Origin of the sequence: Enterobacter sichuanensis, from assembly GCF_009036245.1 — a bacterium.
Taxonomy (GTDB): Bacteria; Pseudomonadota; Gammaproteobacteria; order Enterobacterales; family Enterobacteriaceae; genus Enterobacter; species Enterobacter sichuanensis.
The window spans coordinates 263,670-289,636 of record NZ_CP027986.1 but is presented as its reverse complement, the minus strand read 5'-3'; the positions used below and the strand labels follow the sequence as shown (position 1 = coordinate 289,636).

Annotated in this window: 24 protein-coding genes; 10 read left to right on the top strand and 14 right to left on the bottom strand. The window is 56.3% G+C overall.

Going from position 1 to position 25,967, the window contains the following annotated elements:
- Position 1: 1 nt before the first annotated feature.
- Positions 2–1,465 (bottom strand): signal recognition particle-docking protein FtsY, encoded by a 1,464-nt coding sequence (gene ftsY, locus C1N69_RS01340; protein ID WP_094919301.1) that lies wholly within the window; start codon positions 1,463–1,465, stop codon positions 2–4.
- Between the two features lie 127 nt (positions 1,466–1,592).
- Between ftsY and rsmD the strand changes: the two genes are divergently transcribed.
- Both rsmD and C1N69_RS01330 read left to right on the top strand, forming a co-directional pair.
- Positions 1,593–2,195: a 16S rRNA (guanine(966)-N(2))-methyltransferase gene (gene rsmD, locus C1N69_RS01335; RefSeq protein ID WP_047957528.1), complete on the top strand. Its 603-nt coding sequence runs from the start codon at positions 1,593–1,595 to the stop codon at positions 2,193–2,195.
- A complete protein-coding gene (locus C1N69_RS01330; RefSeq protein ID WP_008500088.1) occupies positions 2,179–2,460 on the top strand; it encodes a DUF1145 family protein in 282 nt (93 codons plus the stop codon). Before rsmD ends, C1N69_RS01330 begins: the two co-directional genes overlap by 17 nt.
- An 82-nt stretch (positions 2,461–2,542) precedes the next feature.
- On the opposite strand, the gene C1N69_RS01325 is transcribed toward C1N69_RS01330, so the two are convergent.
- Positions 2,543–2,902, bottom strand: coding sequence for a DUF2500 domain-containing protein (locus tag C1N69_RS01325; RefSeq protein ID WP_025758976.1), 360 nt, complete (start codon positions 2,900–2,902; stop codon positions 2,543–2,545).
- 129 nt (positions 2,903–3,031) lie between these two features.
- On the opposite strand from C1N69_RS01325, the gene C1N69_RS01320 reads away from it, so the two are divergent.
- The gene (locus C1N69_RS01320; protein WP_095452270.1) at positions 3,032–3,658 is read left to right on the top strand and encodes a lysoplasmalogenase; all 627 of its coding nucleotides are present in this window, start codon (positions 3,032–3,034) and stop codon (positions 3,656–3,658) included.
- 76 nt (positions 3,659–3,734) lie between these two features.
- The gene (gene zntA, locus C1N69_RS01315) at positions 3,735–5,906 is read left to right on the top strand and encodes a Zn(II)/Cd(II)/Pb(II) translocating P-type ATPase ZntA (RefSeq protein WP_155030551.1); all 2,172 of its coding nucleotides are present in this window, start codon (positions 3,735–3,737) and stop codon (positions 5,904–5,906) included.
- Positions 5,907–5,995: 89 nt separating this feature from the next.
- Here zntA and ubiA read toward each other — a convergent pair whose 3' ends face one another.
- The 5 genes from ubiA to malK all read right to left on the bottom strand — a co-directional run bounded on the left by ubiA (position 5,996) and on the right by malK (position 11,115).
- Positions 5,996–6,865 (bottom strand): 4-hydroxybenzoate octaprenyltransferase, encoded by an 870-nt coding sequence (ubiA, locus tag C1N69_RS01310; RefSeq protein ID WP_025758979.1) that lies wholly within the window; start codon positions 6,863–6,865, stop codon positions 5,996–5,998.
- A 12-nt stretch (positions 6,866–6,877) separates the two neighbouring features.
- The gene (ubiC, locus tag C1N69_RS01305) at positions 6,878–7,375 is read right to left on the bottom strand and encodes a chorismate lyase (RefSeq protein WP_155030550.1); all 498 of its coding nucleotides are present in this window, start codon (positions 7,373–7,375) and stop codon (positions 6,878–6,880) included.
- A 180-nt stretch (positions 7,376–7,555) separates the two neighbouring features.
- Positions 7,556–8,509 (bottom strand): maltose operon protein MalM, encoded by a 954-nt coding sequence (gene malM / locus C1N69_RS01300; protein ID WP_025758984.1) that lies wholly within the window; start codon positions 8,507–8,509, stop codon positions 7,556–7,558.
- A 114-nt stretch (positions 8,510–8,623) separates the two neighbouring features.
- Positions 8,624–9,934, bottom strand: coding sequence for a maltoporin (locus C1N69_RS01295; RefSeq protein WP_155030549.1), 1,311 nt, complete (start codon positions 9,932–9,934; stop codon positions 8,624–8,626).
- Between the two features lie 71 nt (positions 9,935–10,005).
- Positions 10,006–11,115 carry a maltose/maltodextrin ABC transporter ATP-binding protein MalK gene (gene malK / locus C1N69_RS01290; RefSeq protein WP_008500080.1) on the bottom strand — a complete coding sequence of 370 codons (1,110 nt, stop codon included), beginning with the start codon at positions 11,113–11,115 and terminating at the stop codon, positions 10,006–10,008.
- Between the two features lie 370 nt (positions 11,116–11,485).
- Here malK and malE point away from each other — a divergent pair, with 370 nt between their 5' ends.
- From malE to malG, 3 genes are all read left to right on the top strand, one after another.
- Positions 11,486–12,676 carry a maltose/maltodextrin ABC transporter substrate-binding protein MalE gene (gene malE / locus C1N69_RS01285; protein ID WP_032672582.1) on the top strand — a complete coding sequence of 397 codons (1,191 nt, stop codon included), beginning with the start codon at positions 11,486–11,488 and terminating at the stop codon, positions 12,674–12,676.
- A 120-nt stretch (positions 12,677–12,796) separates the two neighbouring features.
- A complete protein-coding gene (gene malF, locus C1N69_RS01280) occupies positions 12,797–14,341 on the top strand; it encodes a maltose ABC transporter permease MalF (protein ID WP_155030548.1) in 1,545 nt (514 codons plus the stop codon).
- Positions 14,342–14,355: 14 nt separating this feature from the next.
- Entirely contained in the window at positions 14,356–15,246 is an 891-nt protein-coding gene (malG, locus tag C1N69_RS01275) for a maltose ABC transporter permease MalG (protein WP_025758991.1), read from the top strand.
- Positions 15,247–15,343: 97 nt separating this feature from the next.
- On the opposite strand, the gene psiE is transcribed toward malG, so the two are convergent.
- Positions 15,344–15,754: a phosphate-starvation-inducible protein PsiE gene (gene psiE / locus C1N69_RS01270; RefSeq protein WP_000202963.1), complete on the bottom strand. Its 411-nt coding sequence runs from the start codon at positions 15,752–15,754 to the stop codon at positions 15,344–15,346.
- Between the two features lie 96 nt (positions 15,755–15,850).
- Here psiE and C1N69_RS01265 point away from each other — a divergent pair, with 96 nt between their 5' ends.
- On the top strand, positions 15,851–16,303 hold the full coding sequence (locus C1N69_RS01265) for an acyltransferase (RefSeq protein ID WP_155030547.1): 453 nt from the start codon (positions 15,851–15,853) through the stop codon (positions 16,301–16,303).
- A 79-nt stretch (positions 16,304–16,382) separates the two neighbouring features.
- On the opposite strand, the gene C1N69_RS01260 is transcribed toward C1N69_RS01265, so the two are convergent.
- From C1N69_RS01260 to pgi, 5 genes are all read right to left on the bottom strand, one after another.
- Positions 16,383–18,479, bottom strand: a complete 2,097-nt coding sequence (locus C1N69_RS01260) for a YjbH domain-containing protein (protein WP_045286175.1) — start codon at positions 18,477–18,479, stop codon at positions 16,383–16,385.
- Complete coding sequence (locus C1N69_RS01255) at positions 18,479–19,216, bottom strand: capsule biosynthesis GfcC family protein (RefSeq protein WP_155030546.1); 738 nt, start codon at positions 19,214–19,216, stop codon at positions 18,479–18,481. The genes C1N69_RS01260 and C1N69_RS01255 overlap by 1 nt, the downstream gene beginning before the upstream one ends.
- Positions 19,213–19,851 carry a YjbF family lipoprotein gene (locus C1N69_RS01250; RefSeq protein ID WP_155030545.1) on the bottom strand — a complete coding sequence of 213 codons (639 nt, stop codon included), beginning with the start codon at positions 19,849–19,851 and terminating at the stop codon, positions 19,213–19,215. The genes C1N69_RS01255 and C1N69_RS01250 overlap by 4 nt, the downstream gene beginning before the upstream one ends.
- Positions 19,852–19,969: 118 nt before the next feature.
- Positions 19,970–20,212 carry an exopolysaccharide production protein YjbE gene (gene yjbE, locus C1N69_RS01245; RefSeq protein ID WP_008503423.1) on the bottom strand — a complete coding sequence of 81 codons (243 nt, stop codon included), beginning with the start codon at positions 20,210–20,212 and terminating at the stop codon, positions 19,970–19,972.
- 367 nt (positions 20,213–20,579) lie between these two features.
- Positions 20,580–22,229 carry a glucose-6-phosphate isomerase gene (pgi, locus tag C1N69_RS01240; RefSeq protein ID WP_094919312.1) on the bottom strand — a complete coding sequence of 550 codons (1,650 nt, stop codon included), beginning with the start codon at positions 22,227–22,229 and terminating at the stop codon, positions 20,580–20,582.
- Positions 22,230–22,603: 374 nt separating this feature from the next.
- Here pgi and lysC point away from each other — a divergent pair, with 374 nt between their 5' ends.
- Positions 22,604–23,953: a lysine-sensitive aspartokinase 3 gene (lysC, locus tag C1N69_RS01235; RefSeq protein ID WP_045286172.1), complete on the top strand. Its 1,350-nt coding sequence runs from the start codon at positions 22,604–22,606 to the stop codon at positions 23,951–23,953.
- A gap of 93 nt (positions 23,954–24,046) precedes the next feature.
- Positions 24,047–24,991, top strand: coding sequence for a ketopantoate/pantoate/pantothenate transporter PanS (gene panS, locus C1N69_RS01230; RefSeq protein ID WP_155030544.1), 945 nt, complete (start codon positions 24,047–24,049; stop codon positions 24,989–24,991).
- A gap of 72 nt (positions 24,992–25,063) precedes the next feature.
- Here the strand turns inward: panS and rluF are convergent, their stop codons facing one another.
- A complete protein-coding gene (gene rluF, locus C1N69_RS01225) occupies positions 25,064–25,936 on the bottom strand; it encodes a 23S rRNA pseudouridine(2604) synthase RluF (RefSeq protein WP_048957452.1) in 873 nt (290 codons plus the stop codon).
- Positions 25,937–25,967: the final 31 nt, after the last annotated feature.

The following is a 25,967-nucleotide window of genomic DNA, read 5'->3' as shown; positions in this document are numbered from 1 at the left end:
GTTAGTCCTCTCGGGCAAATAATGCCTCAATAAAGTCGTCCGCTTTAAACGGACGTAAATCCTCAATACGCTCGCCCACACCGATGTAGCGGATAGGAATGCCGAACTGGTCAGCCACAGAGAAGATCACCCCGCCTTTCGCGGTGCCGTCCAGTTTGGTCAGCGTGATCCCCGTCAGTCCTACCGCTTCATGGAACAGCTTCGCCTGGCTGATGGCGTTCTGTCCGGTGCTGGCATCAATGGTCAGCATAATTTCATGCGGTGCGTCTTCGTCCAGCTTCTTCATCACGCGGACGATTTTCTTCAACTCTTCCATCAGGTGCGATTTGTTCTGCAAACGGCCTGCAGTATCGGCAATCAGCACGTCCACGTTGCGCGCCTTCGCCGCCTGAATGGCGTCGAAGATCACGGATGCGGAGTCCGCGCCGGTATGCTGAGCAATCACCGGAATATTATTGCGCTGGCCCCAGACCTGAAGCTGCTCAACCGCTGCCGCACGGAAGGTATCGCCCGCCGCCAGCATCACCGATTTGCCCTGCTGCTCGAACTGACGCGCCAGCTTGCCGATGGTGGTGGTTTTGCCCACGCCGTTCACGCCAACCATCAGAATAACAAATGGCGTTTTGCCTTCAATATTAAGCGGTTCGTCAACTTTTGCGAGAATTTCACCCATCTCGTCTTTCAGCAGGCCGTACAGCGCCTCGGCGTCACGCAATTGCTTGCGGCTCGCCCCTTCGGTCAGATTGGTGATGATCTTACGGGTGGTTTCTACCCCCACGTCCGCGATCAGCAACTGTTCTTCCAGTTCTTCAAACAGATCGTCGTCGATCTTTTTGCCGCGGAACAGACTGATAAATCCGGAACCTAAGTTTTCTTTGGTCTTCAGCAGGCTGCGTTTCAGGCGAGCGAAGAAACCTTCTTTGGTCGGTTTTTCCTGCTCCTGGACAATCTCTTCGGTCTGCTCTGGCTCTTCCACCGGCACGACGATAACCGCTTCTTCAGCGGCCTCTGCCGCCAGCGCCTGAGCTTCCAGCTCTTCGTCGGTCAGCTCGGGTTCGTTTTCGGCCTCTTCTTCCACCGCCTCAACAATCTCAACGGTTTCCGCTTCGGCCTGCCACTCTTCGGCAGAAACGGCTTCGGCTTTCACCTCTTCCGGCAGCGGCAGCTCTTCACGTTCGATAACGGCCTGCGGCGCGTCGGGGATCTCATCAACCACGACCGGTTCTGGCTTCTCGCTCTCCTGAACCTGTTCAGTGACCGCAACCACCTCTTCAGCGAAAGATTCAATCTCTTCTTTGCTGTGCGCCGTTTCTTCCGCCTCGACAACCGCGGCGGTTTCTACAGGCGTTTCAGGCGGCGATTGCTCTTCAACGGCGTGTTGCTCTTCGGTTTTCTGTTCTGTTTCTTGCTCTTTTTCACCGAAGCCCAGCCAGGAAAAGAAGCCACGTTTTTTTTGTTTTGCCATCTGCGACTACACTCCTCGCGGCGCTATATACATGGAAGCTAAAAAAATGATGAAATAGTCTAACACTTTACTTAATTGACATCACCGCCCGCAATCGCAGGCCAATTGTTAACAGAGCTTTCCTGAAATGAAGAAACCCAACCGCGCCCCGGCCGGTCAAATTCGTATTATCGGTGGTCAGTGGCGAGGCCGGAAATTACCGGTGCCGGACAGCCCCGGTTTACGCCCCACCACCGACCGCGTGCGCGAAACGCTGTTTAACTGGCTGGCCCCGTCAATGGTCGACGCCCACTGTCTCGACTGCTTCGCCGGCAGCGGCGCGCTCGGGCTGGAAGCGCTGTCGCGCTATGCCGCCAGCGCCACGCTGCTGGAGATGGAGCGCGGTGTTGCGCAGACCTTGCAGCAGAATCTGGCGACGCTGAAAGCGAGCAACGCGAAAGTGGTGAACACCAACACCCTGAGCTTTCTGGCACAGAAGGGCACGCCGCATAACGTGGTGTTTGTCGACCCGCCATTCCGTAAGGGTCTGCTGGAAGAGACGTTATCCCTGCTGGAGCAAAACGGCTGGCTGGCGGATGACGCATTAATTTACGTGGAAAGCGAAGTGGAAAACGGTTTACCCCCGGTTCCCGCCCACTGGGAACTGCACCGTGAGAAAGTGGCCGGTCAGGTCGCTTATCGTCTGTATCACCGTCAGGCACAAGGAGGATCCGATGCCGGTACTGATTAATCTGGGACGTTTGTTGATGCTGGGCGTCTGGGCGTTTTTGCTTCTCAACCTGGTACACCCGTTCCCGCGCCCGATGAATATTTTTGTTAACGTCGCGCTGATTTTCACCTCGTTCATGCACGCCCTGCAGATGGTGATGCTAAAAAATGGCCTGCCGAAAGATGGCCCACAGATGACCGGCTGGCAGCAGCTGCGCGTCTTTATTTTCGGCGTGTTTGAACTGCTAGTGTGGATGAAGAAGTTTAAGGCGCAGGTGAAGAAATAACACCCTCACCCTAACCCTCTCCCAGAGGGAGAGGGGACGATTACACCCTCTCCCTCTGGGAGAGGGTTAGGGTGAGGGAAAATTACAGCGCCGGTTTAAACCCCTCAAACCGCGACCCTTTATAACTCAGCGTCCCTTTCTCCCCCACCGTCAGTTGATGATACTGCGGCGCCTCCAGGCGGAAGGTCATCTCCAGACCGCCCGTTTCCGGCTTAAAGCTCGCTTCATAGCGCATAGCGGTACCCGCCGGCGCGACCTGCTGTTGCCGTGAGCGGCGGTCGTTAAGGGGTTTCTCGCGTTTGTTGCTCACAATCACGCGCTTTTGCATCAGTGGCGCAGCGTCGTTATCCGCCTTTTCGCGGCGCTGTTGCACAAAACGGAACGACGCGGCAATAACGATAATCGCCACCACGATAATGAAAAACAGCGGCATCTTGCTCATTCAACCATCCCATAAGATTATGCGGAATTCAGGATACCTTGCCTTCCCCGCCATTGCCAAACGCCCGCCCGCGTCACTACACTGAATGAGAAACTGATTATTCAGCCTTAACAGATACAGGGAGTTAATATGCTTTGGTCATTTATCGCTGTCTGTTTTTCCGCATGGCTTTATGTCGATGCGTCGTACCGTGGTCCCACCTGGCAGCGCTGGCTGTTTAAACCCGTCACGCTGCTGCTGCTCCTGCTGCTTGCCTGGCAAGCACCGATGTTCAACGCCATAAGCTATCTGGTCCTCGCCGGACTGTGCGCCTCCCTGATTGGCGATGCCCTGACCCTGCTGCCGCGCCAGCGCCTGCTGTATGCCGTGGGGGCGTTCTTCCTGTCGCATCTGCTGTACACCATTTACTTCGCCAGCCAGATGACGCTCTCGTTCTTCTGGCCGCTGCCGCTGGTGCTGCTGGTGATTGGCGCCCTGCTGATTGCGGTGATCTGGTCGCGTCTGGAAGAGATGCGGTTGCCGATCTGCACGTTTATCGCCATGACGCTGGTGATGGTATGGCTGGCAGGTGAACTGTGGTTCTTCCGCCCAACGGCCCCGGCGATGTCCGCATTCTTCGGTGCGGCGCTGCTGTTGTTCGGCAATATCGTCTGGCTGGGTAGCCACTATCGCCGCCGTTTCCGGGCAGATAACGCGATTGCCGCCGCCTGTTACTTTGCCGGGCACTTCCTGATTGTGCGTTCCCTGTATATCTAAATAACGCTTGACTCTGGAGTCGACTCCAGAGTGTATGCTGCGGTTAATGAGAAAATTATCATTGCCGGAGACTGCCATGTCGACTCCAGAAATACCTAAAAAAGTTCCTCAATTCTCGGCGCTTAAGCTCAGCCCGGTGCCGTCGAAAGACGACTGCTGCTGCGAAGGCGCGTGTGAAACGCAAACGCAGCCGCTGCCCGAAAGCGGAAATCGCTACAGCTGGATCGTCAACGGTATGGACTGCGCCGCCTGCGCCCGTAAAGTTGAAAACGCCGTGAAACAGGTTCCGGGCGTGAGTCACGTTCAGGTGCTGTTCGCCACCGAAAAACTGCTGATCAGCGCCGAAAAGGACGTCAGCAAACAGGTGGAAGCCGCGGTCAGTCAGGCCGGTTATAGCCTGCGTAGCGAAACCGCCCCCGCGGAAAAAACGTCATCCCTGCGCGAAAATCTGCCGCTTGTTACGCTCATCATTATGATGACCCTGAGCTGGGGGCTGGAACAGATCAACCACCCGTTTGGCAATTTGGCATTTATCGCCACCACCCTGGTCGGGCTTTTCCCGATTGCCCGTCAGGCATGGCGTCTGATGAGAAGCGGCAGCTGGTTTGCCATCGAAACGCTGATGAGCGTGGCCGCCATCGGCGCGCTGTTTATTGGCGCGACGGCAGAAGCGGCAATGGTGCTGCTGCTGTTCTTAATCGGTGAACGCCTTGAGGGCTGGGCTGCCAGCCGGGCGCGTAAAGGGGTCAGCGCGTTAATGGCCCTGAAACCGGAAACCGCCACCCGCGTGGTAAACGGTACGCGTGAAACAGTCGCCATCAGTACGCTCCGCCCGGGCGACGTGATAGACGTTGCCGCAGGGGGCCGTCTGCCTGCGGACGGTGAGTTGCTCACCGCCACGGCAAGCTTCGATGAAAGTGCTCTCACCGGGGAGTCCATTCCGGTGGAACGCGCAATGGGCGAAAAAGTGCCTGCGGGCGCCACCAGCGTCGATCGTCTGGTGCAGCTTAAGGTTCTTTCCGAACCGGGCGACAGCGCCATAGACCGTATCCTGAAGCTGATTGAAGAGGCCGAAGAGCGCCGCGCGCCTGTCGAACGCTTCATCGACCGCTTCAGCCGTATCTACACCCCCGCCATTATGCTGGTTGCCCTGCTGGTTACCGTCATTCCCCCGCTGTTCTTTGGCGCGCCGTGGGAGGGCTGGATTTATAAAGGGCTGACGCTGCTGCTGATCGGCTGCCCGTGCGCGCTGGTCATCTCCACCCCGGCGGCCATTACGTCCGGCCTGGCGGCGGCGGCACGTCGCGGCGCGTTGATTAAGGGCGGCGCGGCGCTGGAGCAGCTGAGCCAGGTTGAACACATCGCCTTCGATAAAACCGGCACACTGACCGTCGGCAAGCCGCAGGTCACCGGCGTGTATCCGCAGGAAATCAGTGAAGATGAACTGCTGACACTGGCCGCCGCCGTTGAACAGGGTTCCACTCACCCGCTGGCGATGGCAATTGTGCGTGAAGCACAGTCGCGAGGATTAACCATCCCGGCGGCGACCGCGCAGCGAGCGCTGGTAGGGTCAGGGATTGAGGCCACCGTTGACGGTAAAAAGGTACTGATTGTCGCGGCTGGCAAGTCTTCAAATCCAGAGGTCGAGGCGTTAGAAAAAGCCGGACAGACGGTTGTTGCCGTCATGCTTGACGGCGTCGTGAAAGGCATTCTGGCGCTGCGCGATACCCTGCGTGACGATGCCAGAGAGGCGGTGGCGGCGCTGCATCAGCTGGGCGTGCAGGGTGTGATTTTAACCGGGGACAACCCTCGCGCGGCGGCGGCCATTGCCGGTGAGCTGGGGCTCGAGTTTAAAGCTGGCCTGCTGCCTGCGGATAAGGTCAGCGCGGTGACGGAGCTGAACGCACACGCCCCGCTGGCGATGGTCGGCGACGGGATTAACGATGCACCGGCGATGAAGGCGTCCACCATTGGCATCGCCATGGGCAGCGGTACCGACGTGGCGCTGGAGACCGCTGACGCGGCGCTGACCCACAACCGCCTGACCGGGCTGGCCCAGATGATCGCGCTTGCGCGCGCGACGCGCGCCAACATCCGCCAGAACATCGGCATCGCGCTGGGGCTGAAGGGGATTTTCCTGGTCACCACGCTGCTGGGCATGACCGGATTATGGCTGGCGGTGCTGGCGGATACCGGGGCAACGGTGCTGGTGACGGCAAACGCGCTCCGGCTGTTGCGTCGCCGGTAAAAAAACGCCCGGTGGCGCTAACGCTTACCGGGCCTGCATGTCCTGCCAGATAGTAGGTCGGGTAAGGCGAAGCCGCCACCCGACTTTTTTTATAAGAAATAGCTCATCGCCAGGCCTAAAAACAGCACCAGACCGACGTAGTTATTGTTCATAAACGCTTTAAAGCAGGCGTCACGTTCACGCTTAGCGATCAGCTTCTGCTGATAAGCAAACAGCAGACCTGCCACCAGCACTGACCAGTAAAACGCCCAGTTCAGACCGTTGAGGCGACCGATCGCCACCATCAGCGCCAGCACGGCAACCTGCAGAATCCCGATGATCAGCTTGTCGTGACGGCCAAACAGAATGGCGGTGGATTTGATGCCAATTTTCAGGTCGTCGTCGCGGTCAACCATCGCGTATTGGGTATCGTAAGCCACGGCCCAGAGAATGTTCGCCAGAAACATCAGCCAGCAGCTGAGCGGTAAGGACTCACTAACCGCCGCAAACGCCATCGGAATCGACCAGCCAAACGCCGCACCCAGCACAACCTGCGGCAGATGAGTGTAGCGCTTCATAAACGGATAAACCCAGGCCAGTGCCAGCGCTGCCACGGAGAGCAGAATGGTCATGGTGTTCAGGGTTAACACCAGCAGGAAGGAGAGCAGCACCAGAACAACGAACAGCACGCGGGCCTCTTTCCCGGTCACCTGCCCACTGGGTAACGGACGACCGGCAGTCCGTTTGACATGGCCGTCAAATTTACGGTCGGCATAGTCATTGACCACGCAGCCCGCCGCACGCATCAGCCAGACCCCGGCAACAAACACGCCAAGGATCCACAGCGGCGGCACGCCTGGCGTCGCCACCCACAGCGCCCATAAGGTCGGCCACAGCAACAGTAACGCGCCAATAGGTTTATCGGTACGCATTAAGCGGTGATAAGCCAACAGCTTATTCTGCGTCAGGCTCCACTCCATTTTGTCTTCCTCTTAGTACAACGGTGATGCCGGTAAAAAAAGCTCCGTCAGAATTAACGGTTTACCACTCAGGCGAAGGCGGGAACGACGCCCCCACAGTTCGGCATCACGACCAATTTCAATAAAATCCCGGGTAAGTTCAGACGAGGTGAAGAGGTAACGCCCCAGCGGCGTTTTCCCCAGACGCTGCAGCGCCAGCTCGGGCCCGGAAAGGGTGGACTCGGGTACCACCGTCCGTCCGGCAAGCCACGGTTCACCGTCAGCACAGAGTAAAATTTCACGCAGCCAGTAACGCGGCTCCTGCGGCAGCAGCGGCAGTTCGCTGGCGATCTCATCGCCAGAGACAAACCTTTCCTGAATCAGGGTCACCGTGACCGTTTTCCCCTGCTGCTCAAAACGTTTCGTCATGGAATCTTCCAGCAACAGCCAGTCAAGCTGCTGCGGATCAAGCGCAGGGATGTGGTCGAAATAGCGCAGCGCACGCAGTTGCGTTAGCGCGGGGTGTGACATGCCAGACTCTCCGATACATAACGTACTGGCATTGTATCGCAGAAACGCGGATTGAGGGGGGCCAAACGTTATTTAACGATCACGATCGCAACAAGGGCGCAACAACCAGGACGAGACGAAAAAAAGTGCGCCCACTCAGGCGCACTAAACTACTAACAAATCAGCACTGTGGGGAAACGGTTACCCCTTGCCTTTTACACTGCTGATAAAGGTGGAACGGGCAGTGGTTGAACCTAAACGTTCGGCTTCATCAAGCAGTTTCAGCGCTTTATCGACATCGCCGCGCTTCACCGCCTGCTTAATGGCGTTGTTGAAGTACTCTTCGGTGTCGTTCAGTACCGGCTCAGCTTTCTTCGCCGGGGCCGGCGCTGCGGTCGCTACCGGTGCGGCTGCCGTGGCAGCTGGCGCGGCATAGACAGGTGCAGCGGTATTCCCCACGGTCACCGGCCCTGGGCCAGAGGAACCAAACAGTGGGCCAACGAGTACGCTGGAGGCGCTGTTGGTGGAAACTTTCAGTTTGATCAGGCCATCAGTGGTATGACGGGCAAGTGGGTCCGGAATATCCGGAACCGAGTTGCCGGTGCCTTTCGCATAGGCTTTCGCCGGGTCAACCAGCTTTGTGGTCTGCTGCAAATCTTTCTCGGTGGTGAAGACCAGCACGTAAATTTTTTGCTGTCCCAGGGCAGGCGTCAGGCGCATCACGCCTTGCAGGCGGTCTGCACTCATCACGCCAGGCTCCTGATAGCTAAAGTAGCTGCTCGGGAAGAAAGCAGAAGGCGTCAGGTTTTGGTCCAGAATCAGCACGTTCGGGGCAAATACGCTGGTCTGTTTGTCCACCTCACTGGTTAACGTCAGGGTCAGTTCACCAATATTGGCTGGCACGCTGTAGGCGGCAACCGGCCCGGTGATCCCGGGCACGTTCAGCTGTTGTCCGCCCGTAGAAAGCTGGGTGGATTGCGTTTTGGATTGATCAACCGGTGTCCAGGTCAGTTGCTGGAGCGCCGCCGCCGGGATAGCTGGCGCAGCGCTGGTATTTTGTGGCACGAAATTCACATCTGCCAGGGAGACCGCCGGAACACAGGCCATCAGCCCCGCAGAGAGGCACAGCGCGACGAGACTTTTCTTCATTTTCATTGTTATTACCTCTGATAGCGTGAGCACTGCGGTGGCCAGGCAATAGCGCGCAGCACCCTAAGGATAGAGGGGCTTTCGCCCCTCTTTTTAGGTCATTACGTCAGGTCTAACGAATTACCACCAGATTTCCATCTGGGCGCCGAAGGTCCACTCATCGTCGTCGCCACGGCTGAAGGTTTTCGCGGAAGTGTCACTGTATGCCACGCCAGAGGTGTAGCCGGTGTCACTGTTGTTCGCGTAACCCCATTTCTCATCCCACTTCGCGTAGGTTGCGAAGACACGGATAGCCGGACGAGACCAGATGCTGTCGCCTGCCTGCCATTGCTGTGCCAGGGTGATTTTGTACTGGCTGTTTTTCTCGTCAGTTCTCTGAGATTTGACGTTGTCGTAGCCCACTTCCAGCAAGGTACTCATGATCGGCGTCCATTTGAACATTGGACGAACACCCACGGTCCACCACTCGGTACCGTTGTTGTTATCACGATCGATGTTCTGGTACATACCGACGTACATCAGGTCCCAACGGTCAGCCAGAGTAATGGCACCGTGGTCCAGCACACGCCACATGGAGCCATCGTTATCAACGCTACCGCCCTGTGGAATACCTTTGCCGTTAGAGGTCATCGAGTCCGTACCGTACTGCAGTACGAACTTGTTGAAGCCCTTCATCATGCTCTGGGTATGTTCAGCAGTGAACAGCCAGCCATCTTTAGAGGCGCCAGGCTGCAGGTAGTAATCGTCTGGAATGTTGGTGTGACCGTAGTCAACACCCAGTTCCAGCGTACCGCCCGGGTTGGTTTCCAGACCAGCTAAACGGACGTCGAAGACATCGTTTGGCACGACGTTGTCATAAACGCGGTCGCCATTCGCATCACGGTCAGCGAAGGTTGCAGAGCCGCCAGATTCAGAAGAACGGGTTGCTGCCAGAGAGAGCTTACCGAAGCCCAGGTCGATGTTTTCGATACCCGCACCAGGACCAGAAATATCCCAGTAGTAGAAGTCGATCATGTGAACGTCATGACGCTGATAGAAGCGCTTACCGGCCCAGATGGTGGAACCTGGCAGCCATTCAATCAGGTTTTTACCCTGCACGTTAGCTTCACGGAAGGCCGGGCTGGTGGATTCCCAGTCATTCTGCTGAGAAACGGAATACGCGACGTTGGTGTCGAAGTAGAAGCTCTTATCGCCCTCTTTCCACACTTCCTGGCCCAGTTTCAGCTCGGCGTAGGTCTCACATTCGTTACCGAGACGGTATTTACTTTGAGCACCGGTTGCCTGGAAACATTGTTGTTCACCGCCACTCCCGGTCCAGCCAATGCCGGAACGAGCATAACCTTTAAAGTCCACGGCGCCTGCCTGGGCAGACAGGATGCCTGCCGCAACGGCGATTGCCAGAGGGACTTGTTTGCGCAGAGTAATCATCATTCTATCTCCTGAGATCATTGCTTTTCTTTGAACACTTCACCTGTCGGTTTCGTGTCTTCTTTTGGGATTGCTTAAACGCCTGGCTCTTTATGCAACCGACGACATGCAGTGCCATCCTCACGGAACAGATGGCAACGCTCTGGCGGCAAGCCGATAGCGAATGTGGCACCCTCTTCTACCAACACCACGTCATTCTGGCGGTAGACCAGGTTCTGACGAATGGCGGGGATCTGGATATGAATCTGTGTTTCGTGACCAAGCTGTTCGACGACCTGAACCTCACCTTCCAGCGTCACATCGGCGATGTGGCTCGGCAGTAAATGTTCAGGACGAATACCGAGGGACATGTTTGCCCCCACCTGTACGTTGGCGCTGTCGACCGGCAGCCAGACTTGCTGACGGTTTGGCAGCTCCACCTGTACCTGTTCAATGGCTGTCGCGGTCACTTTAACGGGCAGGAAGTTCATCTTTGGCGAGCCAATAAAGCCCGCAACAAAGCGGTCTGCCGGGTAGTGATAGAGCTCCAGCGGTTTGCCCACCTGCGCCACGCGACCGGCATCCAGCACCACAATTTTGTCCGCCAGGGTCATCGCTTCGACCTGATCGTGGGTGACGTAAATCATTGTGCGGCCAAGACGTTTATGCAGACGGGAGATTTCAATACGCATCTGGACGCGCAGGGCAGCATCCAGGTTGGAAAGCGGTTCATCGAGCAGGAACACGCGCGGTTCGGCGACAAGGGTACGGCCAATCGCCACACGCTGACGTTGACCGCCGGAAAGCGCTTTCGGTTTACGCTCCAGCAGGTGCGCAAGCTGTAACACTTCCGCCACCTGGGTGACGCGCTGGTTAATGACCTCTTTCTTCGCGCCGGCCAGCTTCAGACCGAAGGACATGTTCTCGGCCACGGAAAGATGGGGATAGAGTGCATAAGACTGGAACACCATCCCGACGCCACGTTCGGCGGGTGGGATGTCGTTCATTCGGGTATCACCGATCAGCAAGTCGCCGCTGGTGATGGTTTCAAGACCGGCAATCATACGCAGCAGAGTTGATTTACCGCAGCCTGATGGGCCGACAAATACCACGAATTCACCTTCGTGGATGTCCAGATTGATGTCTTTCGACACCACAACATCGCCCCAGGCTTTCGTTACATTACGCAGCTGTACGCTCGCCATGCCCTTCTCCCTTCGTTACAACCTGTCACCGACAGAAACATTCAAGATAAGTTCACTATGGGGTATCCATTACTTTCCTGAATCCTCCACCCCCCGGCTTTTTTATGGGGGAGGAGGCGGGAGGATGAGAGAGCAGGCTCTGCGACCGTCGCTGGCGGGGTGAGGCGAAATTCGTGAAGCGGCCTGCAAAATTCAGTGTGTTTTTATGTGCGCCAGCACTCATAACTTAAATTTATGCAACAGAGATCACACAAACGGGGGGTGGGGCGTAGGGGTTGGGAGGATGGAAAGAGGATGTCAAATAAGGAGACTGAGTCACGTTGAACCACTGAAGTCATACCACGAGACATCACCAAAAAGGATGGCAGATATGAATATCAAGACTGGCGCACGCGTTTTCGCATTGTCCGCCCTCGCAGCAATGATGGTTTCCGCACCGGCGCTCGCCAAAATTGAAGAAGGCAAGCTGGTTATCTGGATTAACGGCGACAAAGGCTATAACGGCCTGGCCGAAGTGGGTAAAAAATTCGAGAAAGACACCGGTATCAAAGTCACCGTAGAGCACCCGGACAAACTGGAAGAGAAATTCCCGCAGGTTGCGGCAACGGGTGACGGTCCGGACATTATCTTCTGGGCACATGACCGCTTCGGTGGCTACGCACAGTCTGGCCTGCTGGCTGAAGTCACCCCGGACAAAGCCTTCCAGGACAAGCTGTTCCCGTTCACCTGGGACGCCGTTCGCTATAACGGCAAACTGATCGCTTACCCGGTTGCGGTAGAAGCCCTGTCTCTGATTTACAACAAAGACCTGGTACCTAACCCGCCGAAAACCTGGGAAGAGATCCCGAAACTGGATAAAGAGCTGAAAGCGAAAGGCAAGAGCGCGCTGATGTTCAACCTGCAGGAGCCGTACTTCACCTGGCCGCTGATTGCAGCCGACGGCGGTTACGCGTTCAAGTTTGAAAACGGCAAATATGACGTGAAAGACGTGGGCGTGGACAGCGCTGGCGCGAAAGCAGGCCTGACCTTCCTGGTTGACCTCATCAAGAACAAACACATGAACGCGGATACCGACTACTCCATCGCAGAAGCGGCGTTCAACAAAGGCGAAACCGCGATGACCATCAACGGTCCGTGGGCCTGGAGCAACATCGACAAGAGCAAAATCAACTACGGCGTGACGCTGCTGCCAACCTTCAAAGGCAAACCGTCTAAACCGTTCGTTGGCGTGCTGAGCGCCGGTATCAACGCGGCCAGCCCGAACAAAGAGCTGGCGAAAGAGTTCCTGGAAAACTACCTGCTGACCGATCAGGGTCTGGATGAAGTGAACAAGGACAAACCGCTGGGTGCTGTTGCGCTGAAATCCTTCCAGGATCAGCTGGCGAAAGATCCTCGTATCGCCGCCACCATGGATAACGCCCAGAAAGGCGAAATCATGCCGAACATCCCACAGATGGCCGCGTTCTGGTACGCCACTCGTACTGCCGTCATCAACGCCGCAAGCGGTCGTCAGACTGTCGATGCCGCGCTGAAAGATGCACAGGGTCGTATTACCAAGTAAGCAGAAAAACGGCGGGTGGCGCTTGCGCTTACCCGCCCTACGACTACGGCACGATCCGTAGGTCAGGTAAGCGCAGCGCCACCTGACGATAAGTTTTCACCGTTGTAGAGGAAAAACCCCATGGATGTCATTAAAAAGAAACGCTGGTGGCAAAGCGACGCGCTGAAATGGTCAGCGATCGGTCTGCTGAGTCTGCTGGTGGGTTACCTTGTTGTTTTAATGTACGTACAAGGGGAATATCTGTTTGCCATCATGACGCTGATTTTAAGCTCTGCTGGCCTGTATATTTTCGCCAACCGTAAAACCTATGCCTGGCGTTATGTCTATCCGGGCGTGGCCGGGATGGGGCTGTTTGTCCTTTTCCCGCTGATTTGTACTATCGCCATTGCGTTTACCAACTACAGCAGCACCAACCAGCTTGCGCAGGAACGCGCGCAGCAGGTCCTGCTGGACCGCTCTTATCAGGCCGGCAAGACCTTTAATTTCGGTCTGTACCCTGCTGGTAAAGAGTGGAAGTTAGCGCTCACTGACGAAGCTAGCGGCAAATATTATGTCTCCGACGCCTTCACGTTCGGCGGCGAACAGAAGCTGGCCTTAAAAGAGGCTGCCGCCCTGCCGGAAGGTGAACGCGCCAACCTGCGCGTCATTACCCAGAACCGTCAGGCGCTGACCCAGCTCACTGCCGTGTTGCCAGACGAAAGCAAAGTGACGATGAGCTCGCTGCGCCAGTTCTCCGGCACACAGCCGCTCTACACCCTGGCGGATGACGGCACACTGACCAACAACCAGAGCGGCGTGAAATATCGTCCGAACAACGACATTGGTTTCTATCAGTCCATTACCGCCGACGGCAAATGGGGTGATGACAAACTCAGCCCGGGCTATACCGTGACCATCGGCTGGGACAACTTTACCCGCGTGTTCACCGACGAAGGTATTCAGAAACCGTTCTTCGCCATCTTTGTCTGGACAGTTGTCTTCTCGGTGCTGACCGTGCTGCTGACCGTGGCCGTGGGCATGGTGCTGGCCTGCCTGGTTCAGTGGGAGTCCCTGAAAGGGAAAGCGATTTACCGCGTGCTGCTGATCCTGCCCTATGCCGTACCGTCGTTCATCTCGATTCTGATTTTCAAAGGGCTGTTTAACCAGAGCTTCGGTGAAATCAACATGATGCTGAGCGCGCTGTTTGGCATTAAACCAGCCTGGTTCAGCGACCCGACCACCGCCCGCTCGATGATTATCATTGTGAATACCTGGCTGGGCTATCCGTACATGATGATCCTGTGCATGGGTCTGCTGAAGGCCATCCCGGACGACCTGTACGAAGCCTCAGCGATGGATGGCGCAGGCCCGTTCCAGAACTTCTTTAAGATTACGCTGCCGCTGCTCATTAAGCCGTTGACGCCGCTGATGATCGCCAGCTTCGCCTTTAACTTTAACAACTTCGTGCTGATTCAGCTGTTGACCAACGGTGGTCCGGACCGTCTTGGCACCACCACGCCGGCCGGCTATACCGACCTGCTCGTGAGCTACACCTACCGTATCGCTTTCGAAGGCGGCGGCGGACAGGACTTCGGTCTGGCGGCAGCGATTGCCACCCTGATCTTCCTGCTGGTTGGCGCTCTGGCGATTGTGAATCTGAAAGCCACACGTATGAAATTTGACTAAGGAGGGCAACGATCATGGCTATGGTACAACCCAAATCTCAAAAACTGCGCCTCCTCGTGACGCACTTAGGTCTGCTGATTTTTATCGCGGCGATCATGTTCCCGCTGTTGATGGTTATCGCCATCTCCCTGCGTTCGGGTAACTTCGCCACCGGGAGCCTGATCCCGGACGAAATCTCCTGGGAGCACTGGAAGCTCGCGTTGGGCTTCAGTGTGGAACACGCGGATGGCCGCGTCACACCGCCGCCGTTCCCGGTCCTGCTGTGGCTGTGGAACTCGGTGAAAATCGCAGGTATTACCGCGGTTGGTATCGTGGCGCTTTCCACCACCTGCGCTTACGCCTTCGCCCGTATGCGTTTCCCGGGCAAAGCGACGCTGCTGAAAGGGATGCTGATTTTCCAGATGTTCCCGGCAGTGCTCTCCCTGGTGGCGCTGTATGCCCTGTTTGACCGCCTGGGCCAGTATGTGCCGTTTATCGGTCTCAACACCCACGGCGGCGTGATCTTCGCTTATCTGGGCGGTATCGCGCTGCATGTGTGGACCATTAAAGGCTATTTCGAAACCATCGACGGTTCGCTGGAAGAAGCAGCCGCGCTGGATGGGGCAACCCCGTGGCAGGCGTTCCGTCTGGTGCTGCTGCCGCTTTCGGTGCCAATCCTGGCGGTGGTGTTTATCCTGTCGTTTATCGCCGCCATCACCGAAGTGCCTGTCGCGTCGCTGTTGCTGCGCGATGTTAACAGCTACACCCTGGCCGTAGGGATGCAGCAATACCTCAACCCGCAAAACTACCTGTGGGGTGACTTTGCCGCAGCGGCCGTACTCTCTGCCATCCCGATTACCGTGGTGTTCCTGCTGGCGCAGCGCTGGCTGGTCAACGGCCTGACGGCGGGCGGTGTGAAAGGTTAAGTTTCATTTTGTTATGCCACTGCAACCCTCAACTTTAGACGTATTGTATTGACCCAACTTGTGACTGTTGTTAGGCGCTCTTCGGAGCGCCATTTTTTTATTCTCGCTTCAGCCGCTTCGAATTACACAGCCAAAGGGTGATCACCAGCAGCAGGATCGCCGCCGAGTAGATCAGCACATCGAGGGGGGATTTATGATCGACGATGATCAGCCGCACTATCGCGGTGATCCCAATGTAGACAAAATAGCGTAGCGGGAAGTGAAAGCCTGACTGAAAATACTTCACAATCAGGGCGATAAATTCAAAGTAGAGAAAGTAGACCACCAGTCCTTCCACCAGCGCATATTTGCTGGTTTGCTCGGGGGCGAACAGCACATCCGCCAGATGCACCGTCTCTTTACCCAAAAAGACGACCAGTATCAGGCCAAGGCTCAGCAGACCGAGGTTCAGCACGGTCTGGAGGATTGTTGAGATAAACTCAACGCGCGGGCGAGTCAGGGATGTCATACAGCACCTCATTCTCCAGGGCGAGGTTCCTGTATAACGCAAAAATGTGACGTGGATCTATATTTTTTAATTATGTTTTATGTACGGAGGTAAACGATGGAGCGCAAACCCACCGGGGTTCGTAACGTCACCTGCGGCGAAAATGTCACCGTCTACGAACCGGCCAATCTTTATGACTGCGTGCTCGGTAACGGGGTGTTCGTCGGCCCGTTTGTTGAAATTCAGGGCAATACGCGAATTGGCGACGACAGCAAGATCCAGTCGCACACCTTCATCTGTGAGTACGTCACTGTCGGCGAACGCTGTTTTATCGGCCATGGTGTGATGTTTGCCAACGACCTGTTTCGCGAAGGCAAACCCAATGCTGACCGGAACAGCTGGGGGCGAATTACCGTAGGGAATGATGTATCGATAGGCAGCGGTGCCACCATCCTGGCGGTCTCCATCTGCGATGGCACAGTGATTGGCGCAGGCAGCGTGGTAACCAAATCCATCACCGAGAAAGGCATTTATGCCGGGAACCCGGCGAGGCTTCTGCGCCGCCTGTAGGTCGCCCGGTGGCGCTGGCGCTTACCGGGCCTACGAAACCGTAGGCCGGGCAAACGCAGTGCCGCCCGGCAATCAGGCATCAGCGGAAGTTAATGTTCTTATCGCTGGTCATGTCGTACAGCTGGAACTTACGACCCAACTGCTGACCGCCGTCACGCGTCAGCGGCGTCCAGCCAATGGCCGCGCGGCTGCGGGTTGGGCCTGACGAGAAGAGATCCAGCGGAATCGACACATACACCCCTTTGGTGAAGTCCCCTTCCCCGTATTCGTCCGGCGAGACGTTGGTGATGGTGGCGTAACCGCCCACGACCACGCCGCTGTCGAAGTGTTTAGAGATATCCAGCGTGCCGCCCTTATCGCCCGCCAGGTATTGACCGACGCTGGCTTTTACCAGCACATCAGGCGCAAACGACGGCGTCCAGTAGGCGGTCAGATGGCCCGTTTTGACGCTGTAGTCGGTGAACTTCATCATGTCCTGCGCGCTGCGCCAGTCACGCTGCTTGACGTAGTTGGCATCAATACCAAACGCCCAGTTGCTGTCCACCGGACGATACAGCACTTCCGCCCCCGCGCCGCCGTACATGGTTTCCAGGTACCCCCCGTAAACCTGGCCGTAGAAGCCGTTGCCAAAGTACTGGAAGTAGTTGGCCTGCAGGTTGTTCACGTAGGCATCGTTCTGCACATATTCACGCACGCGGGTACGCACGCGCGGCAGCGTCGAGTCTTTTGGCGGGTTGGTGTAGTTGAACTTGTCGTAGTTGTTGGCGATGTTGCCAAACAGGCTGCCGGTGGTCAGCAGGTGGTCGGTGAGCCACAGATCCGCCGTCGCCATGACCCCGAGCTGATACATGTAGAAGTTTTCCGGCCCGCCGACGGACTGGTTCAGCACCGGATCGATATGGAAATCAAAGCGCGATTTATCGATATACCAGCCCTGTTCGGTAGTGTCCGGCACGATCGGCTCAACGCGTTTTTGCACCAGTTCCGTTTCATGCCCCAGTGGTTCGCCTTCCAGATGGCGCTTGAGGCTGGCGACGTCCGTTTCCGTTGTCACCTGCGGCAGGTTGAGACGGTTCTCCGTCACGCGGATCGTACGGATCCCGTCCGGCAGATCGTTCATGATGATCCGGTTGGCGCGCTCGATCCCTTCCCGCGAGTCGCGATATTTCACCTGCTCACCGGTGACGTACAGCGTATCCCCTTTGACCTGAATTTTCGGATCGGCGAGGCCTGCGTTGTATTTCAGCAGTGTCAGCTGGTTTGCCACCACGGAGTGCTGCAGGATCGCATCCTGCGGCTCCGGCTGGTATGCAGGCCGCGCGTTGTCGTTGTAGTGCGGACGCATGTCGTTAAAGTTGGTGCGCAGCGTGAAGCCAAACATCACCGTATTGCCACGCTCGTAGCTGAGGTTAACGTCAGCCCAGTCAGTGACGCGATAAATGGCGCCGACGTTAAACTTGCTCTTCTGCTCAATCTTCCCGGCGAAATCCTGCGAGTAGTTATTACCTTCGTACTCCAGCTTCAGGCGCAGCGGCTGCCAGGGGGTCTGATATTCCACACCGCCAAACAGCGATGCCGGGCCGTGGAACATCTGGTCGCCATTGATGGATCCCGCTTTCTGATAGCTGTTATCGCGGTAGCAGTATTTATCGCTGTAGGAACAGAACGGGTTGGTCACGTTACCGCTGGTGCCCAGATAGCCCCATCCCAGGCCGAGAGAGAAGTCGAACGGTCCCCAGGCTTTGCTGGCGACGACGTATTCCGCATCAAACAGACCGGTACCGCCGATATCACGCGCGCCAACGGAGACCTGCGGCATCCAGTAGCTCTCTTCCCACAGACGCAGTTTGACGTCGAAGGCTTTATCTTTGTAGGTTTGATCGCCAGAGAAGGACTCAACGCTGCTGTATTTTTTTGTCCGCACGTCGGTGTAGCGCAGCGTGGTTTCAAGCCACGGGAACAGCTGCACAGAGGCCGAGTAGTAGCGATACTGGTCGTTATCGCGGTAGTTAAGGCTCAACTCACCTTCACGCGCCATTCGCGCGGTGGGAGTCTGCATTAAACCGACGCCACCGAAGTCTGACTGAGACGGGCCAATGGGTGCCGGATACGTTTCTGCGTGGCAGGCGGCGCTCACGCAGAGCGCCAGCATGCTGTAGAGATAGGTTCTTTTCATTATTCCGGTATCCGCTGAATCAGGGAGTGAAGGATATCGGCGTTAAGCCCGTCATAGGCCTTCGTCCAGAAATGGTCGGCAAAACCGACAAAAATCACGCTGCCAGGCGCAGGTTCGATATGGCGCTTGTTCCAGTAAGCAACCGGGGCTTTTTGTGTGTGCCCGTCCGGGTAAACCACCCAGGCGTAGCTGTTGTCCGCTCCGCTCAGCAGGCTTTGCTCGTCAAGATAGCTCGCCACATCGCGACCCGGCGTAAAAGGCTTGTGACCCGGGCTGCTGATCAGTCCGAAGACGGTAATGGTGGCAGGCTGTGCCGGTAGCCAGAGCGTGTAATCGCCTTCCAGTGCCGGGTTGCCGTTCTCCGACACCCGCACGTCATCCGGATCGAGATTGGCCTGCAGCCGTCCTGTTATTTTCAGAGCCTGAAGCTGCTGGCGAACGCTGTTAATCGCCGCCGCGTCATCACCGTCTTCCTGCTCCGCTAACCCCGTAAGCCTGGCGAGAAGCGCCTTGTGCTGTTGTTCCGCTTCAGCAGTCTTCTGGCGTTCAGCGATGACCGCACCCGGCCACCAGCTGTTTGCCAGACGTGGCTGGCCGACGAGATCGATAAGATGACCGGCATTGGTCAATGTTTTAGGCTGCGTGCTCTCTGGGGTATAGACCTTCACCGTCCCGGCAGACCATGCGAGCGGTGTGGCAAAGCTTGCGATCAGCGCAACGCGAATAAGTGTTTTCATGATTTCGCGGCCTTGATCAGCGTGGTTTTGACCGGGAAGAATCCGGCGCCGAGATACTGCAGGGACTGGCGGATCTGCGCGTCATCGTCGATCCAGAAACGGTTATGCCAGGTGGCCTGATCGGTGACGACCTCTTCATCCAGCACGCGAACACGGGTTTTATCGCTGCCCACGCTGACGCTGTCCGTGCCGTTCCAGCGGAAGGTCGAACGCGCCGTGGCGTAACGCACCTGCTTATGTTCGGTCCAGCCCATCGTACGCGTCCAGCTTGCGCCGTCGGTAATCTGGTTCGGTTTGATCAGCGGGTCGGCCGCGAGGTTATTCACCTCAAGAAGGTTATCGCCCCCCAACAGGGTTTTTACGATACGACCGTGCTGCGTCACGATGGTGGCCTGATCCTGCGTCACCCATTTCTGCTGCCCGTTTTCATCGAAAGCGAGCACCACAAACAGTTGCGGGCCATCGTTAAGCTGCATGTACTGGCTGGCATACGGCATGTTTTGCAGTTCGTCATCGGTCAGATGCACGCCCGGTGTGCCGAACATGCTCTCCCACAGTGAGTTTCCCAGCCCTTTGGTGGTGGCCGAGCACGCCTGCAACAGCAGGCAAATCAGGATGATCCAAGGTCGCTTCACGACTCTTCTCCGCATTAATGCCGGGTGGCGCTGCTCGTACCCGGCCGACAGGTCCCGAAGGCTACTGAAAAGCCAGAATAACCACACCGAAGTGTGGTTATGATTAAAACACCCGCTATTACTGGGTGCTGGTTGTCGTGGTGGTCGTGGTTCCGGTATTGGAGCCATCACCGCCACCGGTTGCCGCCAGCGCGACACCCACGGCTGAACTTACGGTGCTGGCGCTGGCCGCGGTAGAACTTCCCGCAGACGCAGACGTCGCAGCCGAACCTGCCGCTTCCCCGACCTGAACCGGAGCTGCATAAACAGATGTCGCCGCAAGCGCAGATATGGCAAAAATGCCATACAGTACTTTCTTCATAAGAATTTCCCTTCATTGAATGAATGGAGATTTGCCCAAAAAGAATTTCAGGCGGATTCGAGTATACACAACTCCCGCCGCGGGTTTGCCGTCCGGGGAAATAGGAAAGGGGTTTTCAGACTAATGGATAAAATTGAAAGATAAGGGCAATTAACCAAATATAGAGAACATACAAATCAATAAGATAGAATTAAAAAGCGACTATGCCGTTATCCGTATATTCCTAAAGTAAACCTCAGTCATTAACGGGTTAACGGCTTTTTTCAGATTAAACTCAGTACAGGAATTTGAGCTAAATAACAGACATCAGGAATTATCTGATAAAAAAATGCCGGCATATCGCCGGCACATTTTCATGACAATTTAATTACGCACGCCATGCTTTATAACGGTTAATCAAGCCATTGGTCGAGCTGTCGTGGCTGGTGATCGCGTTATCGTCACCCAACTCTGGCAGGATACGGTTTGCCAGCTGTTTGCCCAGTTCAACGCCCCACTGGTCAAAGGTGAAGATGTTCAGGATCGCGCCCTGAGTAAAGATTTTGTGCTCATACAGGGCAATCAGCGCACCCAGGCTGAACGGCGTGATTTCGCGCAGCAGGATGGAGTTGGTTGGGCGGTTGCCTTCGAACACTTTGAACGGGACAACGTGGTCCAGCGTGGCCGGATCTTTACCCTGGTCGCGGTATTCCTGCTCTACCACCTCGCGGGATTTACCAAACGCCAGCGCTTCGGTCTGGGCGAAGAAGTTCGACAGCAGCTTCGGATGATGGTCGGACAGCGGGTTATGGGTGATAGCCGGGGCGATGAAATCGCACGGTACCATTTTGGTGCCCTGGTGAATCAGCTGGTAGAAGGCATGCTGGCCGTTAGTACCCGGCTCGCCCCAGATGATTGGCCCGGTCTGGTAATCCACCGCGTTGCCGTTACGGTCAACATATTTACCGTTGGATTCCATGTTGCCCTGCTGGAAGTAAGCAGCAAAGCGGTGCATGTACTGGTCATACGGCAGGATCGCTTCGGTTTCGGCACCGAAGAAGTTGTTGTACCAGATACCGATCAGCGCCAGCAGCACCGGCAGGTTTTTCTCAGGTGCGGTGGTGGAGAAGTGTTTATCCATCGCGTGCGCGCCGGAGAGCAGCTCAACGAAATTGTCGAAGCCCACGGACAGGATGATGGACAGACCGATCGCGGACCACAGAGAGTAACGGCCGCCAACCCAGTCCCAGAACTCAAACATATTCGCGGTATCGATACCGAACTCGCTGACCGCTTTACCGTTGGTGGACAGCGCCGCGAAGTGTTTCGCCACGTGCTTGTTGTCGCCCGCGGTTTTCAGGAACCAGTCGCGCGCGCTGTGGGCGTTGGTCATGGTTTCCTGGGTGGTAAAGGTTTTAGACGCGACCAGGAACAGGGTGGTTTCCGGGTTCACGTTTTTCAGCACTTCGGCGATGTGGGTACCATCAACGTTCGAGACAAAGTGCATGTTGAGGTGGTTTTTGTACGGGCGCAGCGCTTCGGTCACCATGAACGGACCGAGGTCAGAACCACCGATACCGATGTTAACCACGTCGGTGATCGGTTTGCCGGTGTAACCTTTCCAGCTTCCGGAGATGATCGCTTCAGAGAAGGCTTTCATCTTTTCCAGCACCGCGTTCACTTCCGGCATCACGTCTTTGCCGTCGACGATGATTGGGGTATTGCTACGGTTACGCAGGGCTACATGCAGCACGGCACGGTCTTCGGTGCGGTTGATCTTCTCACCGGAGAACATGGATTTGATGGCGTCGGCCAGTTCAGTCTCTTTCGCCAGATCCTGCAGTTTTGCCAGCGTCTCTTCGGTGATACGGTTTTTGGAGAAATCCACCAGCATCAGGTCATCGAAAGTCGCGGAGAACTTATTGAAACGATCGGCATCTTTCGCGAACAGATCCGCGATGGTGACGTCTTTCATTTCATCAAAATGTTTCTGGAGTGCCTGCCAGGCAGCGGTCTGCGTTGGGTTGATGTTTTTCATTAGCAATACTCTTCTGATTTGAGAATTGTGACTGCGGTCGATTGTAGCGCCTGCAAATAAAAATTGTGATGGTTTTTATGCCATTGCCCTGGCCTGCATCAAACACAGGTGAAAAGACCCGAAAAGTATAGCTGCTGAATTGCCCTTCTGCGGCGGCGAAATGTCGGTCAAAAAGCCCTAAAACGGAGCATAAAATCTGGCCCTGTTATAAGTCCTGTTTCTCAGGGGTACCCCCCCATAAAAAATCCGCATAATCCCAGCATTGACAGGACCTCCCCCACATTTTATTTATAGGGCCGTATTTTGCGCCTGCACCTGTTTTCGTTTCATTCTTGTGCCATGGTCGCTTATTCATTCCCTGACACGAGGTTGTTATGACGAGTTTTGTGGTCGCCAAATTTGGCGGCACCAGTGTGGCCGATTACGATGCCATGAACCGCAGCGCCGATGTGGTGCTGGCCGATCCGAATACCCGCCTGGTGGTGCTTTCCGCCTCTGCCGGCGTGACGAACCTGCTGGTTTCTCTGTCTGAAGGACTGGAAGCGACAGAACGTTTCGTGAAGCTGGATGCACTGCGCAAAATTCAGTTCGACATCCTTGAGCGTCTGCAGAACCCGAACGTCATCCGCGAGGAAGTGGAACGTCTGCTGGAAAATATCACCACGCTGGCCGAAGCGGCCTCTCTGGCAACCTCCACTGCCCTGACAGACGAGCTGGTCAGCCACGGTGAACTGATGTCCACCCTGCTGTTCGTGGAAATCATGCGCGAACGTAATATTCCGGCGCAGTGGTTTGACGTGCGCAAAGTGATGCGTACCAGCGATCGCTTTGGCCGCGCCGAGCCGGACGTAGAAGCGCTGGCCGAGCTGACCACTCAGCAGCTGGCCCCACGCCTGGCCGATGGCATTGTGATCACCCAGGGCTTTATCGGCAGTGAAGCCAAAGGGCGCACAACAACGCTTGGCCGTGGCGGCAGCGACTACACCGCCGCGCTGCTGGGCGAAGCCCTGCACGCCACGCGCGTCGATATCTGGACTGACGTTCCGGGTATTTACACCACCGACCCGCGCGTCGTTTCTGCGGCCAAACGTATTGATGTCATCGCTTTTGAAGAGGCGGCGGAAATGGCCACCTTCGGCGCGAAAGTGCTGCACCCTGCCACGCTGCTGCCGGCCGTGCGCAGCGATATTCCGGTGTTCGTCGGCTCCAGTAAAGATCCGAAAGCGGGCGGTACGCTGGTCTGCAAGAAAACGGAAAACCCACCGCTGTTCCGCGCGCTGGCCCTGCGCCGTCGCCAGACGCTGGTGACGCTCCACAGCCACAATATGCTGCACTCGCGTGGTTTCCTGGCGGAAGTGTTTGGCATTCTGGCGCGCCATAATATCTCCGTGGATCTGATCACCACTTCTGAAGTGAGCATTGCGCTGACGCTGGACACCACCGGCTCTACCTCCACCGGTGACACCCTGCTGACACAGTCGCTGCTGATTGAGCTGTCTGAGCTGTGCCGCGTGGAAGTGGAAGAAGACCTGGCGCTGGTAGCCATCATCGGCAACAAACTGTCCCGCGCCTGCGGCGTAGGCAAAGAAGTGTTCGGCGTGCTCGACCCGTTCAATATCCGTATGATTTGCTACGGCGCGTCCAGCTATAACCTCTGCTTCCTGGTGCCTGCCGATCAGGCCGAGCAGGTGGTGCAGAAACTTCATCAGAATTTGTTTGAATAAAATTCGTTAGCACGATAAACATTATCTACAAGCCGGGCACAGACCCGGCTTTTTCATAACTAAACAACACGACAATACTGCAAGGAATCCACTATGTTATCCGCCATTACCCGGCTGTTCCCGCTCTGGGCGCTGCTGCTCTCCGTACTCGCGTATTACACTCCCGCTACGTTCACGGGCATTGGTCCGTGGATCACCACGCTGCTGATGTTGATCATGTTCGGTATGGGTGTCCACCTGAAAATCGACGACTTCAAACGCGTGCTGTCCCGCCCGGCGCCTGTCGCAGCAGGGATTTTCCTGCACTACCTGGTGATGCCGCTTGCGGCGTGGCTGCTGGCTATGGCCTTTAAGATGCCGCCCGACCTCTCCGCCGGGATGGTGCTGGTGGGTAGCGTGGCCAGCGGCACGGCGTCTAACGTGATGATCTTTCTTGCGAAAGGCGACGTGGCGCTTTCCGTCACTATCTCTTCCGTCTCAACCCTGGTGGGCGTAATTGCCACACCGCTGTTAACCCGCCTGTACGTGGACGCGCATATCCAGGTGGATGTGATGGGCATGCTGCTGAGCATTCTGCAAATCGTGGTGATCCCGATTGCGCTGGGCCTGGTCATTCACCATCTCTTCCCGCGCGTGGTGAAAGCGGTTGAGCCGTATCTGCCTGCCTTTTCGATGGTCTGTATTCTGGCCATCATCAGCGCCGTGGTGGCGGGCTCCGCGTCGCACATTGCTTCCGTGGGGTTTGTGGTAATCGTCGCTGTGGTGCTGCATAACACCATCGGCCTGCTGGGCGGCTACTGGGGCGGGAAACTGTTTGGCTTTGACGAATCGACCTGCCGCACGCTGGCAATCGAGGTAGGCATGCAGAACTCCGGCCTGGCGGCAGCGCTCGGGAAAATTTACTTTTCACCGCTGGCGGCACTGCCGGGAGCCCTGTTCTCCGTCTGGCATAACCTCTCCGGTTCGCTGCTGGCGGGCTACTGGTCAGGAAAACCGATAGATGAAAAGCCACAGGAAAGCGGTGAATATCGTCTTTAAACGTCGGGTGTCGCTACGCTTACCCGACCTACGCTCAAGGTCCGCGTAAGGGTAGCGAGATATTGAAGGGGTTTAACGCCCCTTCTTTTTACGCCCCGGCTGGGTAAAGCGTTTGCCGTTACCCGGTTTGCCGCGTCCTTTCTCTTCCGCCTGTGGCGCCTTGACCACCGGGCGCTTAATCGCCTGGGTTTTCGGTTTCGCTTTGGCCTTGGGCTTCGCTTCAGACGAGGAGTTCTCGATAAGCTTAAACAGCTCGATCAGTTCATCATCGGTTAAATCGCGCCACTCGCCCAGCGGGATACCGGACAGGCTGACGTTCATGATGCGGGTACGCTCAAGCTTCGTCACTTCATAGCCAAAGTATTCACACATACGGCGGATCTGGCGGTTTAAGCCCTGCACCAGAGTAATGCGGAACGCGAACGGCGCCTCTTTCTTCACCTTACACTTTTTCGTGACGGTCCCAAGGATCGGCACACCGGCGCCCATGCCGCGAATAAACTCGTCCGTGACCGGCTTATTCACCGTCACAATGTACTCTTTCTCGTGATCGTTACCGGCACGCAGGATTTTGTTGACCAGATCGCCGTGGTTGGTGAGGAAAATCAGCCCCTGAGAGTCTTTATCCAGACGGCCGATCGGGAAGATACGGCTGCTGTGGTTCACGAAATCAACAATGTTATCCCGCTCGCCATCTTCCGTGGTGCTGACAATCCCAACCGGTTTATTCAACGCGATAAACACCAGGTCTTCAGCATCGCGAGGTTCGATAAGCTGACCATTCACTTTAACCACGTCGCCAGGCATCACCTGGTCACCAATCGTGGCGCGTTTGCCGTTGAGGAACACGTTACCCTGTTCAATGTAACGGTCCGCCTCGCGACGTGAGCAGATCCCGCTCTCGCTAATGTATTTGTTTAATCGGGTTGATTGAGTTGGCAGCATAGTTTCTCCTGTGAAGGCGAAATATACCTTA

Excerpts from the sequence above, each read along its gene's own strand:
- ftsY (WP_094919301.1), bottom strand. The coding sequence starts at position 1,465 with ATGGCAAAACAAAAAAAACGTGGCTTCTTTTCCTGGCTGGGCTTCGGT.
- rsmD (WP_047957528.1), top strand. The coding sequence starts at position 1,593 with ATGAAGAAACCCAACCGCGCCCCGGCCGGTCAAATTCGTATTATCGGT.
- C1N69_RS01330 (WP_008500088.1), top strand. The coding sequence starts at position 2,179 with ATGCCGGTACTGATTAATCTGGGACGTTTGTTGATGCTGGGCGTCTGG.
- C1N69_RS01325 (WP_025758976.1), bottom strand. The coding sequence starts at position 2,902 with ATGAGCAAGATGCCGCTGTTTTTCATTATCGTGGTGGCGATTATCGTT.
- C1N69_RS01320 (WP_095452270.1), top strand. The coding sequence starts at position 3,032 with ATGCTTTGGTCATTTATCGCTGTCTGTTTTTCCGCATGGCTTTATGTC.
- zntA (WP_155030551.1), top strand. The coding sequence starts at position 3,735 with ATGTCGACTCCAGAAATACCTAAAAAAGTTCCTCAATTCTCGGCGCTT.
- ubiA (WP_025758979.1), bottom strand. The coding sequence starts at position 6,865 with ATGGAGTGGAGCCTGACGCAGAATAAGCTGTTGGCTTATCACCGCTTA.
- ubiC (WP_155030550.1), bottom strand. The coding sequence starts at position 7,375 with ATGTCACACCCCGCGCTAACGCAACTGCGTGCGCTGCGCTATTTCGAC.
- malM (WP_025758984.1), bottom strand. The coding sequence starts at position 8,509 with ATGAAAATGAAGAAAAGTCTCGTCGCGCTGTGCCTCTCTGCGGGGCTG.
- C1N69_RS01295 (WP_155030549.1), bottom strand. The coding sequence starts at position 9,934 with ATGATGATTACTCTGCGCAAACAAGTCCCTCTGGCAATCGCCGTTGCG.
- malK (WP_008500080.1), bottom strand. The coding sequence starts at position 11,115 with ATGGCGAGCGTACAGCTGCGTAATGTAACGAAAGCCTGGGGCGATGTT.
- malE (WP_032672582.1), top strand. The coding sequence starts at position 11,486 with ATGAATATCAAGACTGGCGCACGCGTTTTCGCATTGTCCGCCCTCGCA.
- malF (WP_155030548.1), top strand. The coding sequence starts at position 12,797 with ATGGATGTCATTAAAAAGAAACGCTGGTGGCAAAGCGACGCGCTGAAA.
- malG (WP_025758991.1), top strand. The coding sequence starts at position 14,356 with ATGGCTATGGTACAACCCAAATCTCAAAAACTGCGCCTCCTCGTGACG.
- psiE (WP_000202963.1), bottom strand. The coding sequence starts at position 15,754 with ATGACATCCCTGACTCGCCCGCGCGTTGAGTTTATCTCAACAATCCTC.
- C1N69_RS01265 (WP_155030547.1), top strand. The coding sequence starts at position 15,851 with ATGGAGCGCAAACCCACCGGGGTTCGTAACGTCACCTGCGGCGAAAAT.
- C1N69_RS01260 (WP_045286175.1), bottom strand. The coding sequence starts at position 18,479 with ATGAAAAGAACCTATCTCTACAGCATGCTGGCGCTCTGCGTGAGCGCC.
- C1N69_RS01255 (WP_155030546.1), bottom strand. The coding sequence starts at position 19,216 with ATGAAAACACTTATTCGCGTTGCGCTGATCGCAAGCTTTGCCACACCG.
- yjbE (WP_008503423.1), bottom strand. The coding sequence starts at position 20,212 with ATGAAGAAAGTACTGTATGGCATTTTTGCCATATCTGCGCTTGCGGCG.
- pgi (WP_094919312.1), bottom strand. The coding sequence starts at position 22,229 with ATGAAAAACATCAACCCAACGCAGACCGCTGCCTGGCAGGCACTCCAG.
- lysC (WP_045286172.1), top strand. The coding sequence starts at position 22,604 with ATGACGAGTTTTGTGGTCGCCAAATTTGGCGGCACCAGTGTGGCCGAT.
- panS (WP_155030544.1), top strand. The coding sequence starts at position 24,047 with ATGTTATCCGCCATTACCCGGCTGTTCCCGCTCTGGGCGCTGCTGCTC.
- rluF (WP_048957452.1), bottom strand. The coding sequence starts at position 25,936 with ATGCTGCCAACTCAATCAACCCGATTAAACAAATACATTAGCGAGAGC.